This is a genomic window from Caulobacter hibisci (assembly GCF_016135805.1).
Classification (GTDB): Bacteria; Pseudomonadota; Alphaproteobacteria; order Caulobacterales; family Caulobacteraceae; genus Caulobacter; species Caulobacter hibisci.
Window position 1 is genome coordinate 171,665 of record NZ_JADWOX010000006.1, and the last position, 12,435, is coordinate 184,099.

10 protein-coding genes are annotated in these 12,435 nt (G+C 70.5%); all 10 read left to right on the forward strand.

Going from position 1 to position 12,435, the window contains the following annotated elements; translation table 11 throughout:
- The first annotated feature begins 19 nt into the window (after nt 1-19).
- The 10 genes from I4Q42_RS11075 to I4Q42_RS11120 all read left to right on the forward strand — a co-directional run bounded on the left by I4Q42_RS11075 (nt 20) and on the right by I4Q42_RS11120 (nt 12,391).
- Nucleotides 20-256, forward strand: coding sequence for a ribbon-helix-helix protein, CopG family (locus tag I4Q42_RS11075; protein ID WP_198576132.1), 237 nt, complete (start codon nt 20-22; stop codon nt 254-256).
- Between the two features lie 184 nt (nt 257-440).
- Nucleotides 441-1,715: a plasmid replication protein RepC gene (repC, locus tag I4Q42_RS11080; RefSeq protein WP_198576133.1), complete on the forward strand. Its 1,275-nt coding sequence runs from the start codon at nt 441-443 to the stop codon at nt 1,713-1,715.
- 389 nt (nt 1,716-2,104) lie between these two features.
- Nucleotides 2,105-3,088 (forward strand): DUF7146 domain-containing protein, encoded by a 984-nt coding sequence (locus I4Q42_RS11085; RefSeq protein WP_198576134.1) that lies wholly within the window; start codon nt 2,105-2,107, stop codon nt 3,086-3,088.
- Complete coding sequence (locus I4Q42_RS11090; RefSeq protein WP_198576135.1) at nt 3,085-5,211, forward strand: ParB N-terminal domain-containing protein; 2,127 nt, start codon at nt 3,085-3,087, stop codon at nt 5,209-5,211. Before I4Q42_RS11085 ends, I4Q42_RS11090 begins: the two co-directional genes overlap by 4 nt.
- A gap of 147 nt (nt 5,212-5,358) precedes the next feature.
- The gene (locus I4Q42_RS11095; RefSeq protein ID WP_198576136.1) at nt 5,359-9,600 is read left to right on the forward strand and encodes a strawberry notch-like NTP hydrolase domain-containing protein; all 4,242 of its coding nucleotides are present in this window, start codon (nt 5,359-5,361) and stop codon (nt 9,598-9,600) included.
- Nucleotides 9,601-9,677: 77 nt separating this feature from the next.
- A complete protein-coding gene (radC, locus tag I4Q42_RS11100) occupies nt 9,678-10,418 on the forward strand; it encodes a RadC family protein (RefSeq protein WP_232793040.1) in 741 nt (246 codons plus the stop codon).
- Nucleotides 10,419-10,580: 162 nt separating this feature from the next.
- A complete protein-coding gene (locus I4Q42_RS11105; protein ID WP_198576137.1) occupies nt 10,581-11,210 on the forward strand; it encodes a GntR family transcriptional regulator in 630 nt (209 codons plus the stop codon).
- Nucleotides 11,211-11,321: 111 nt separating this feature from the next.
- Nucleotides 11,322-11,456 (forward strand): benenodin family lasso peptide, encoded by a 135-nt coding sequence (locus I4Q42_RS11110; RefSeq protein ID WP_198576138.1) that lies wholly within the window; start codon nt 11,322-11,324, stop codon nt 11,454-11,456.
- A gap of 86 nt (nt 11,457-11,542) precedes the next feature.
- Complete coding sequence (locus tag I4Q42_RS11115; RefSeq protein ID WP_198576139.1) at nt 11,543-11,677, forward strand: benenodin family lasso peptide; 135 nt, start codon at nt 11,543-11,545, stop codon at nt 11,675-11,677.
- 51 nt (nt 11,678-11,728) lie between these two features.
- Complete coding sequence (locus I4Q42_RS11120) at nt 11,729-12,391, forward strand: lasso peptide biosynthesis B2 protein (protein WP_198576140.1); 663 nt, start codon at nt 11,729-11,731, stop codon at nt 12,389-12,391.
- Nucleotides 12,392-12,435 lie beyond the last annotated feature (44 nt).

Genomic DNA, 12,435 nt, shown 5'->3' on the forward strand with positions numbered 1-12,435 from the left:
CGATCTTATCGAACACGCCATGACGACCGCACGCGACCTTGAATATCAAGCGCAGTACCAGCGCCGCCTCCGGGCCGAAGCCCGGGCGCGCGGCAAGGGTCAACTGAACGCGCTGGTGCCTGCCGACCTGATCGACCTGCTCGATCGGATGAAGCAGGCGCGCGGTCTCACCAATCGGAACGACGCCCTGGCGCTGTTGCTGCGGGAGTATTTCGAGCGAGGCGAACCGGAAAGGAACCCTGCCGTGAGCGCATAGAAAAACCCGGCTCGCCTGAACGCGCCGGGTTCTCCAGGTCATTCGCTAGACGGGATTGGCGTCCCGCCCGAGCTCTCAAGTCCTGCTCTTTCTACCGAATCACCGACATCGCTGCAATCCAAAAACGCGCGTTCGCGCGACGGGAACCTGTGTGCCCGCGGCCTCGGCAGAGGAGCGGATACAAATGCAGACCGTCCAGAACGGGACCGGCGACGTGCGCCGTCTTGCGGAGGCCCAATGGGCGGCCGCAAGGCTCGCCGACGCCTATCAGGGGCTCCCCGAGGGGATCTCCAAGGCCATGCTGCTCGATCGGTTCGAGCGGGCCGCGCCCAGGCTTGGGTTCGGCGACGGGATCGTGCGGCTGGTGCGCGCCCTGGTGCGTGTCACCCAGGAACAGGACTGGACGGGCAAGACCCATCCGATCGCCTGGCCGTCCAACGACATGCTCGGCGAGGAGCTGCAGCGCTCGCGCACGGTCATCCAGGGCCTGATCCGGACCGCCGTGCGCGCGGGCCTGGTCCACATGAAAGACAGCGGCAACGGCAAGCGCTGGGGTTACCGGGGCGAGCGTGGCCAGATCATCGAGGCCTTCGGCTTTGACCTCTCGCCGCTGGCGGTGCGCTGGGACGAGTTCGCCGACCTGGCGGCCGCCCGGAGCCGCGAGCAGGACCAGCGCCGGCATCTGAAGCGCAAGCTGGGCGAGGTCCGGCGCGAGATCCGCACGGTCTGCGCCGACGCCCTCGCCCAAGATCTCGCGGGCTTCGACTGGCCCCGGGCCATCGCCGAGGCCAGCGGCCGCCTGCCCCGCACCCCTGCCCTCGGCGAGCTGGAGGCCCTGCTGGACCGGTTTGGTCAGCTGCTGGCGGCGGTGGACGGCGCTTGGGTGAGAGGCCGCAAATCATCAGAGTCAGAGCCCAGGGGCTTGGAAAGCCGAGCCCATAAAGAACCTACAACCCAGCCTAGATCTGAAAGAGCAACGTATCTGGCTCATCAAAAAGAAGTAGCGGAGCGGCCGGCGAGAGCCTCGTTCGACCGTGAGGCCGACGGGCTCGAAGCGGCCGAGGCTCGGATCAATGAGGAGGTCATCCCGCTCTCCCTGGTCCTGGAGGCGGCGCCGGAAATCCACGCTCACCTGGACGATCCCGCGGGGGCCGAATGGGAGGACCTGGTCGACGCGGTCTCGCGGGTCGCGCCGCTGATGGGCATCAATGTCTCGGCCCTGCGCGAGGCGCGCCAGACCCTTGGCCGAAACCGCGCGGCTATCGCCGTGGTCACGGTCCTGGCCCGCTGGAAGGACGGCGAGATCACCAGCTCTGCCGGCGGTTATCTGCGGGCGATGTGCGAGCGCGAGCGGATCGGCGCCCTGCACCTGTTGCCTAGCCTCTATGGGCTGAAGGAGCGGCACACCCCACGCAGATCGGGACGCGGAAAATCGGCTCCTGGGCGCATGGAGCGGTGATCGACACGTCCCGTGGACCTTGGCGCGCGTCAGTCGACCCGCTCGTCGGGGGCGCGGTCGCCCAGACCGACGCGGTGACGATTGCGAAGGCCGCCTTGACGTTGGAGTCCGGGTCGGTCCGCGAACTGCCGGACCTCTGCTTGGACCCATCGCCGCCTGAACCCCGCTCTGAGGCTGCGCCTGGACCCTCGTCAATCCCGGCGGCGTCAGCCGCACAATCCATAGGGGCTGCGCCACCGGCTCGTTCGTGCTCGGCGCAGACGAGCGAGCGCGGTTTCGGCGGCTGGTGGCAGGCGGGTCTCCTGGAGACCTGAGGGCGGCGGCGCGGCGAGAGAAAAAGGCAGGATTGGGCGGGGCGGGCCGCATGTGGCGGTCGCTGGATCCTGGCCATGTCCCTACGCACCATTGTCCGTCGCCTCGGCGGCGATCTCTATGACGGCGGTCGTCGCGCCAACATCCCCGCGCCCGGCCATGGGCGACACGATCGATCGGTGTCGCTGTGGCTCAAGGACGATCGCCTGATCGTCCATACGTTCGGCGACAGCGACTGGCGCGCGGTCCGCGACCACCTTCGGGCCTTGGGCCTTTTGTCGGACCTAAGACCCTGCGGCACCGGTTCGACTCCGCCGACGGCGCAGCCCTCGCCTAGCGTCGAGCGGCGGCGCGCGGTGGCCCGGGCGCTGTGGGCCGACGGCGTCGCCCTGCCCCGGACCCTGTCGGACCGCCACCTTCGCTCGCGCGGGATCGGCGGCCCGCCGCCTGGTCCCCACGCCCTGCGCCATCACCCCGCCGCGCCTCTGGCGGTCTACCGGCCCACGCGCGCGACACGCCCAGCCCTGCTCGCCGGGGTCGCCGGGCCAGACGGCGAGATCAGCGCGGTGGAGATCACCTACCTGACCCCGGGCGGGAGACGGGCGTTCGATCTGCGCCTGCCGCGCAAGACGGTGGGCGTCCTGCCCGCCGGCGGCGCCGTGCGTCTGGATCCAGCCGGCCCGACCTTGCTGGTGGCCGAGGGGGTGTTCACCGCTCTGTCGGCGCGGCGGCGGTTCGGCCTCCCAGCCTGGGCCCTGCTGTCGACCTCGAACCTTCGGGCATGGCGGCCGCCGCCGGGCGTGCGGGCCGTGGTGATCGCCGCCGATCGCGGACCCGACGGCGAGACTTCGGCCAAGATTTTGGCGAGGGCGCTGCGGCCCCAGGGGCTGCGGGTCCGCATCGTCCTGCCCCCGACGCCTCATGGGGATTGGAATGAGTTCGAGGTCGCCGTCAGGCGCGGTGCGGCGGAACCGCGGCGTAAAGGAGAGAGGCAGGGCGAGGCGAGGCGCGCCCAAACGGCGGGATGTCCCCGTCCGGCGGCGCTGGAACCCGCGTCATGACCCGTTCGAAGTCTTCCGCAGCCGTGGCCGTCGAGCCCCAGGCCCGCGCCCCGGCCAAGCCCCACTCCCAATCCTACTCTCAAGCCAAGGTGCGCATCCGCCTGCGCCAGTTCGGCCTGGCTCGAGAGAACCTGCGCTATGACGAGCCGGCCGATGACGGGGTGGAACAGCTGGCCGAAACCATCCTCGCGGCCGGGGTGATCATTCCCCCCATCGTGCGCGCGGGCCGGCGGGGCGAGCAGGAGTATATGGCCCTGGACGGCCGGCGCCGGCGGATGGCGTTGCTGCTCCTGCTCGAGCGCGGCGCCATCACGCCGGACTATGCGTTCGACGTGATCCTGGTCGCCGACAAGGCCGCCCAGGCCGCGGCCGTCGTCCTGCCCAACGCCGAGCATGCGCCCGTTCACATCGCCTCGATCATCGCCGCCATCGGCAAGTTCCGAAAAGCCAAGATGGACACGGCCTTCATCGCCGCGTCGCTGGGCTATTCGGAGCTGGAGATCAAGCGGCTGGAGGCGCTCTCGGGCGTCCACCCCAAGGTGCTGGCGGCGCTCCGCGCCGGCCGCATCACGCTCAAGCAGGCCCGGATGTTCGCCCGCGTCGAGGATCGCGCCCAGCTGGCGCATCTGGCTCAATCGGCGCTGGACGGCCATTTCCAGGACTATCAGCTGCGTAACCTGATCGAGCAGGATCAGGTCACGGCCGATGATCCCCGCTACGCCCTGGTGGGCCCCGCGCTTTATGCCGGCTCGGGCGGGCGGCTCATCGCCGACCTGTTCGGCGAGATGCCCGACCGCCTTCTGGATCCGGACCTGCTCGATCGCCTCTGGCGCGCGCGCATCGCGCCCCTGTTCTATGCACTGGAGGCCATGGACCTGGTCGTCCTGCTCGGGTCCGACAGAGGCTACGGCGCGCCCGATGGGTTCGAGACCCTGCCCTATGTCTACGTTCCCGACCTCGACCCTGAGCGCCAGGCGGTCCGCGCCCAGGCGCGTGAACGGGTCGCGGCCGCGACCGCCGCGCTCAAGGCGCTCGACCTGGGCGAGGAGAACGCCATCGACAGCGTCACCACCCTGGCGGTGGCCCAGCTGGACTATGCGCGATCGGGTCTGGTCGATAGGGATCTTGGCGCGGTGATGCTGACGCCGGGCGGCGAGCTTGGCGTTTCCACTACCTTCTACGCCCGTCCGGCCCCGACCCGGGACGAGCCCGAGGACGACGAGCAAGCGGGGCGGATCGCCGCGCCGCGTCGCCGCTCGGTCTCGGTAGCCCAGGACATCGCCATCCCCGAGGCCAAGGTCGAGGTGGCCGGGATCGGCCACAGCCTGCACGACGCCCGCACCGACCTGGCGACCCGCGGCCTGATCCGTGACCTGGCCGACCAGCCCGGCGTCGCCCTGATCGCCCTGCTGGCCCAGCTCTTCAAGCACACCGTGCTCGACGGGGTGGTCTATCAGGGCGAGTCGGCGGTCAGCATCGCCGCCACGGCCTACAAGCGCGGGAGCCTTCCGGCCCATCCGGCGTTGGATGGCGACGTCCACGCCCGGCTCGACGCGCGACGCCAAGCCTACAAGGCCTCGGGCTTGCGGCCGATCGGTTTCGTCCAGGCTCTGGCGCACGGCGAGAAGATGGCGTTGCTGGCCGAAATGGTCGCCGTCAGCCTCGACCTGCGCGAGGTCCGCACCGGCCTGATCCGCCACGCGGCCAGGGCCGAGGCCGCCGAGATCGCGCGGCTGTGCGACGCCGACATCACCGCCCACTGGACGCCGGACGCCGCGTTCCTGACCGTCCACGCCAAGCCGCAGCTTCTGGCGATGCTCGAGGCCATGGGCGTGGAGGACGATCGGGCGGCCGGGCTCAAGAAGCCGGCCCTTGTCGAGTTCGTGGCCGAAGCGGCGGCCGAACGGCGATGGGCTCCGTCGTCGGTCACCTGGTTATCGAGCGATCCTGAGAGCCAGCCCGCGGCGTCGGAAGGCGGCGGCGAGGCGCCCGGCGATCAAGCCGTCGATCCGTCCGAGGGGCCGGCGGCCGGCCGGGACGACGACAGCGTTGGCGACGAGGACACTGGCGACGCGGGCTCCGAGCCCGGCGACCCCGACGACCCGGACGCGATCGCGGCCTGACCCTGTCGAGCCTCCGCTTCTTCGGCGGGGGCTCGATCCCTGTAGCTGCGGCGCGGCCGCCAAAGGGTCAAAGCCAGGGTGGCGACGGGCGAGCCCGTCGGGTCTGGAGGGAGGAGCCCTCCGCGGCGGGTGATCCAGAGCCCGATCATGACCGCCATGCCCCTGTTCGCCGCCGCCTCGACCGATGCGGCGGCCAACATCCTCGCCGCCGCCCGCGCCCTGGCGCCTCAGCTCAACCGCTCGCGCGCCCTGGATCGCAAGCTCATCGCAGGCGTGATGACCACCAGCTTTGGCGGGACAGACGCCGAGGGCGCCTGGATCTGGCGCGACGCCTATGACGCGGTGGAGGCGGCTCTGGTCCTGCAGATCCGCCGTCTGGGCGCCCAGATCGCGCGTCTGGAGGACGCGCCGGCGGAGATCTGCGCCCTCCTCGCCGACCTCGCGGCCCTGACCCCGACCCACACCCGGCGCAGTCAGGAGCAGGTCGATCTGGACCAGTTCTCCACACCGCCGCAGCTGGCCGCCCTTGGCGTGCTGGCCGCTCAGGTTCGCGGCGGCGACCGGGTCCTCGAGCCATCGGCCGGGACGGGCCTGATGGCGGTGATCGTCGAGGCCTGCGGCGGCGTTCTCGCGCTCAACGAAATCGCGCCGACGCGGTCGGGCCTGCTCGACGGCCTCTTTCCGCTCGCCGCGCGCACGCGTCATGACGCCGTCCACCTCAAGGACCTGTTGCCGAGCGCCGGCCAGTTCGACGTCGTGGTGGCCAATCCGCCCTTCCAGCACCTGGCCGCGCACCTGCAGGCGGGGCTCGACACCCTGGCCGACGGCGGCCGGCTGTGCGCCATCGTCCCCGCAGGGCTGTTCGAGGACGCCGGGACCCTGGGCAAGCTGGCGAGCGGCGGCGCGATCCTCGCGCGTCTGGCGTTTCCCGCCCGGGCCTATGCCGGGCATGGGACGTCGGTCGAAACCGGACTTCTGGTCATTGATCGCGGCGCCGAGCCGGTGATGGCGCCTTGTCGCGCCTGCGACAGCCTGGCCGATGCGGCGTTGGCGGTCGCGGCCCTGCCCCCGCGATCCAGCGCCAAGCCCCGCCGCTTCCAACTTGTAGCCCAGTCCGCTGTCCTGGCGCCCCGGGCCCGTTCCCTGGCCGCCCCGTCCGGTCGCCTGGCCTTCCTGACCGACACCCGGCCGCTCGCCTACCGCCTGATCGACTGGACGGGCGAAGGCGCGGAAGTGGGGATCTACCAGGCCTACCGGCTGGGCCGCGTGGCCATCGACGCGGCGCGGCCGCATCCGTCGGCCCTGGTGGAGTCGGCCCCGATGGCCTCGGTGGCGCCCCCGGCCCCGACCTACCGCCCGGTGCTGCCCAGCACCCTCCTGGACGAGGGCCGGCTGTCCGACGCCCAACTGGAAACCGTCATCTATGCCGGCGAGGCCCATGCCGGCGAGCCCCCCGGCCGTTGGTCGCTTGGGGAGGCGGCCCATCTGGCGCACCTCGCCACCGCCGATGACGCCAGCGCCGTCAGCCTGCGGCGCGGCTTCTTCCTGGGCGACGGCACCGGCTGCGGCAAGGGCCGGCAGATCGCCGGGATCATCGCCGACAACATGGCCCAGGGCCGGATGCGCGCCCTGTGGCTGTCGAAGAACGACGCCCTGCTGGAAGACGCGCGCCGCGACTGGTGCGCGATCTGCGGCGGGGCGCACGACATCACGCCGCAAAGCGCCTGGAAGCAGGCCGACGCCATACGGCTGGATCGCGGGATCCTCTATTCGACCTACGCCACCCTGCGCCAGCCGGCCCGGGGCGAGAAGGGCTCGCGCCTCGACCAGATCGTCGCCTGGCTGGGCGCGGACTTCGATGGGGTGATCGTCTTCGACGAGGCCCACGCCATGGCCAATGCGGCCGGCGGCGGCAGGGGCGCGCGCGGGCCAAGGAAGGCTTCGCTGCAGGGCATGGCAGGCCTGGCGCTGCAGAACCGCCTGCCCAACGCCCGCGTGGTCTATGTCTCGGCCACCGGGGCGACCACGCCGGAAAACCTCGCCTACGCCTCGCGCCTGGGCCTGTGGGGCGGGCCGGAGGCGCCGTTCACCACGCGGGAGGCCTTTCTGACGGCCGTCGAGGCCGGCGGCGTGGCGGTCATGGAACTGATCGCCCGGGAGCTGAAGGCCCTGGGCCTCTATATCGCCCGGTCGCTGTCGTTCGACGGGGTCGAGTACGAGGCCCTGCGCCATCCCCTCACCCCGCATGACGTGGAGATCTGGGACGCCTGGGCCGACGCCTACCAGCTGATCCACCGCAACCTGCGCGCGGCCCTGGCCGCCGTCGGGGTGATCAAGGATGGGGAGGTCCAGAGTCCGCAGGCCGCCTCCTCGGTGATGTCGGCGTTCGAGGGCGCCAAGCTGCGGTTCTTCGGCCATCTGCTGGCGGGCCTCAAGTCGCCCAGTCTCCTGGCCTCGATCCGGGAGGACCTGGCCCACGGACGTTCCTCGGTGATCCAGGTCGTCTCGACCAACGAGGCGGTGATGGAGCGGCGGCTGGCCCAGATCCCCGTCGAGGAGTGGAACAACCTGACCATCGACATGACGCCCAAGGACCAGGTCCTCGACTATCTGATGGGGGCCTTCCCGGTCCAGGCGATGAGCGCGGTGGAGGACGAGAGCGGCGCGATCACCATGGTCCCGCTGTTGAAGGACGGCGCGCCGGTGCTGAGCCAGCGGGCGCTTGGTCTGCGCGACGAGCTGGTCGCCCATCTGGCCTGCCTGCCGGCCGTGCCCGGCGTGCTCGACGCGCTTCTGGAGGCTCTGGGTCCCGACCTCGTGGCCGAAATCACCGGCCGATCGCGTCGGGTGGTGCAGCGCGATGGCCGTCGCCTGGTCGAGCGCCGGGCCGCCTCGGCGGCCAGGGCCGAGACCGACGCGTTCATGTCCGGCAAGAAGCGGGTGCTGGTGTTCTCCGACGCCGGCGGCACCGGTCGCAGCTATCATGCCGACCTGGCGGTCGAGAACCAGCAGCGGCGGGTCCACTATCTGGTCGAACCGGGCTGGCGCGCCGACACGGCGATCCAGGGCCTGGGCCGCTCCCATCGCACCAACCAGGCCAGCGCGCCGCTGTTTCGGCCGGTGACGACGGATATCCACGGCGAAAAACGCTTCCTGTCGACCATCGCCCGGCGTCTCGACAGCCTAGGCGCCCTGACGCGCGGTGAACGGCGCACCGCCGGCAACGGCCTGTTTCGCGCCGAGGACAATCTGGAAAGCCCGTGGGCCCATCGGGCCCTGCAGGCCTTCTACGTCGCGCTGCACATGGGCAAGGTCGAGGCCATGAGCCGGGAAGCGTTCGAGGCCAAGACCGGGCTGTCGCTGCTCGACCATGAGGGCCAGCTCAAGGGTTCCGACGACATGCCGCCGATGAACACCTTCCTCAACCGCTTGCTGGCGCTGCGGATCGCCGACCAGAACGCCCTGTTCAGCGCCTTCGACGCGATCCTCGGGAGCATCCTCGAACGCGCCGCCGCTTCCGGCGCCCTGGACAAGGGCGTCGAGGATATCGTGCCGGACGACCTGGCGGTGCTCGACGAGGAGACCATCCGCACCGACGTCGTCACCCGCGCCGAAACCCGGCTTGTACGGTTTGGCCTGCGCACGCGCCGGGTGCTGATCGACGCCGACGCGGCCCTGGCCGGCGCCGGGGCGGCCGGCCGCCTCTATGCGGTCAACAGCAAGTCGGGCCGCGCCGCCCTCGTGGTTCAGGGCCTGACCACGACCGACGAGGAGGATCGGCTGATCCAGGCCGTGCGCCTGGTGCGGCCGGAGAAGCGATCGATCGCCTCCCTGAAGAGCTTCGAGGAATCGGCGTGGGAGAGCGTCGACGAGGCGACCTGGCGAGCGGCCTGGCAGGCCGAGCTCGCCGCCGCCGATCCCTGGGTGTCGCGCGAGCTGATCCTGGTCACGGGATTGCTGCTGCCGGTCTGGTCGAGCCTGCCGGCCCGGCAGATGGCGGTGCGCCGGGTCAAGGCGCCGGACGGCCGCCGGTGGCTTGGCCGCGTGCTTGAGCCTTCCCAGGCGCCGGCCGTCAAGGTGGCCCTGGGCCTGACGGATCTCGCCCAGGCCATGGGCGACGGCGCCACGACCAGCCGCCTGATCTTGCAGGAGAACCTCGCGCTGTCGCTGGCGACGGGGCTGTGGCTGCGGCGGGCCAAGGTCATGGACCGCTGGCGCATCGAGGTGGTGGGGGCCAGCGCCCAGCGGCAGACCATCACCCAGTTGGGCGCGTTCGTGGAGATCATCAACTACGCGCCCCGGGTGTTCGTGCCGACCGACAAGCCCGAGGTGCTCACCGCGGTGCTGGCGCGCTGGCCGGTGCAGACCATCCTGCCGGCCGCCGCCTAGGGTCAAAGGATAAAGGCGGGGGCGTTGGGGGCGAGCGATCCGGAGATTGGTCCGGCGCCGACAGCGCAGAGCGCGCCATGACCCCCTTCTCTGTCCCTTCCCAGGACCCGGGCATCCAGGACACCGTGGCCGAGACCGCCGCCCTCATGCGGTTCGACGTCGTCGATCCCGATCCGACGGCGCGGGCGCGCGCCTTGGCCCAGCGTCACGGGACCGGCGTGTTGCACGACGTCGAACTCCTGCAGCTGCATCTGGCCAGGTCGGGCCAGGTCGATGGCGTTGGCCGGGCGCGCGCCTTGATCGATCGCTTCGGGGGCCTGGCCGGCGTTCTGGCCGCCGACCCCGCCGAGCTGGCTCGGCACCTGGCTCTCGACACCATCCTGGATCTGAAGCTCGCGCGCGAGACGGCCGTGCGCCTCGCGGCCGCCAAGCTGATCGACCGTCAGCTGCTGACCAGTTTCTGGCAGGTGGCGGAGTATCTGAAGACGCTGATGGTCGGCCTGCCGCGCGAGGAATTCTGGGTGTTGTTCCTGGATCGCAAGAACCAACTGCTGGCCAGCGAGCGGCTGGGCGTGGGCACTATCGACCATGCGCCGGTCTATCCGCGCGAGGTGATGCGCCGGGCGCTCGAGCTGAACGCCTCGGCCCTGATCCTGGCTCACAACCATCCGTCGGGCGATCCCCAGCCCTCGCGCCCCGACATCGAGATGACCAAGGCGCTCATCGATGCGGGAAAGGCGCTGAACCTCACCATCCACGACCACATGATCGTCGGCGCGGGCGAGGTCAAAAGCCTGAGGGCCGTGGGCCTGATCTAGGGCCGGCCCCTGGAGAAATACGGGGGCAATTCCTCCGAGGTGCGCGCCGCGCTCGCACGCGCCATCATTGGCCTTCAGTGAAAACGGCGCGTCCGGCCTCGATCCAGGCTGGGCGCGCCACAGTTGGCGTGCTGATCAGGATCGGGCCGCCAGGAGCGGCCGATGATCGAGCGCGCAGGCACCGGCGAGCGGGTCTATCTCGCCATCAAGGCCTTCCTTCTGGCCGAGAGCGACCATCGGCCCGGTGACCGTGTCGATGTCGCCGACCTCACGCGCCGTGTCGGGGCCAGCGCCACCCCGGTGCGCGCCGCCTTGCATCGGATGGCCGGCGAGCGCCTTCTGGTCAGCCACCAGGGCGAGGGTTTTTCCTTGCCGCGGATCACCGAACCTGGACTGGCCGACCTCTATCAATGGAACGCGGCCCTGCTCGTCAACGCCTTGCGCTCGGCGCCATCGAACGCGCCGCCGCCTCAGCCGCCCCGTATCGATCCGGCGGCCGAACCGATCCTCTTTCTGGAAGGTCTGTTCGCCAGCCTGGCCGCCCACTGCGGGAACATCGAGGTCGAGTGGGCGGTGGCCGGCGCAGCCGATCGCCTGCATCGGCCCCGGCGGGGTGAACTCATGCTCATCCCCGACTTTTGCGAGGAACTGCGAGAGCTTGCCCGCCTGGTCGAGGTCGGAGATGGGTCGGGGGTGCGCCAGGCGATCGTGGCCTATCACCGCAAGCGTCTGCGCCTGGTGCCGGGCTTGGCGCGGTTGCTCGCCGGGCTGGGCGATCGCGAGCCCCGCTGAGCCGCGGGAGAATTTTCGTAGAATTCTCGTCTTATCCTCTGCGTGTTCTCTACCTCTGGTCGCATCGTTCAGCTGCCACGACTGGAGTGGCGACCTGATGAGGAGACCGTCATGGAACGGATCGAAGACCGCATCGACGATGAGCTGATCGACCTGGGCGCGGTGAGCGTCGAGACCAAGGGCGGGCCCTACGTCCTGCCGGAGATCTCCGAAGAGCAGCCGCGCTCGGGCATCGCCGCCGACTGAGCGCGTGGCGGGGCGGCCCGGGCCGCTCCGCCTGATCACCCGCCCCCTGTCGGGGCCAATCTCAACCCAGCCGCAAGGAGGCCGCCATGGAGCGGACCATTCTTCCCGTTGAGGATCGCCTGGTCGATCTCGGCGCCGTCAGCGTCGAGACCAAGGGCGCGCCCAGCACCATGCCCGAGTTTTCACAGGAACAGCCCCAGAGCGGTCTGAACCAAGACTAACGGCGCGCGGAGCCGCGGCTCGGCCGTGTGCTCCGCTTCTGGGGGGTGTGAATGACCTACGCTTTGGCCGAGGGCGTCACCTACTGCATCGCCGAAGGCCGGGGCGTGGCCCTGGATCTTGCTCGCGATCGCTATCTTGGCCTCACCGCCGGCCAGACCGAGGCCCTCGCGGTTCTGACAAGCGGGCCGGAGACGGTGAACCACGTCTCCGCGTTGAGGAGTCTGGTCGCCCAAGGCTTGCTGGTCGAGCGCGAGGAACCAGATCCTCCCTTGCCCTGCCAGTATCTGCGGCCCTCGCGCAGCCTGAGCGAGGAAGCGCACGGCCGTTCGGGCGCGACGGCCCAGGACCTCATAGATGCGGCGCTCGCTCTGGCTTCAACCTGGCTGTTGCTCAGGACGCGCCCCTTAGCCGAAATCGTCGCGCGGCGCAGACGCCGTAGACGGCGGGGACGTGGCGGAGACGCTGCAGCGGTCGTCGAGAACCTGGCGCGCCGCTTCCTAGCGGTTCGCGGCCTGACGCCGCTGGCTTCGGTCTGTCTGCTGGATTCACTGGCGCTTGCGGACTTTCTGGCCCGACGGGGGAGCGACGCGGATGTGGTCTTCGCCGTCGGAGTAGGACCCTTCGAGGCTCACGCCTGGGTCCAGGCGGGCGATTGCGCCCTCAACGAGACGGTGCACCGGGCGGCCATGCTCACACCGATCCTGGTGACCTGATGACCTATCTTTTCGCCCATTGGCGCGGGGCGACGCCTGCTCGC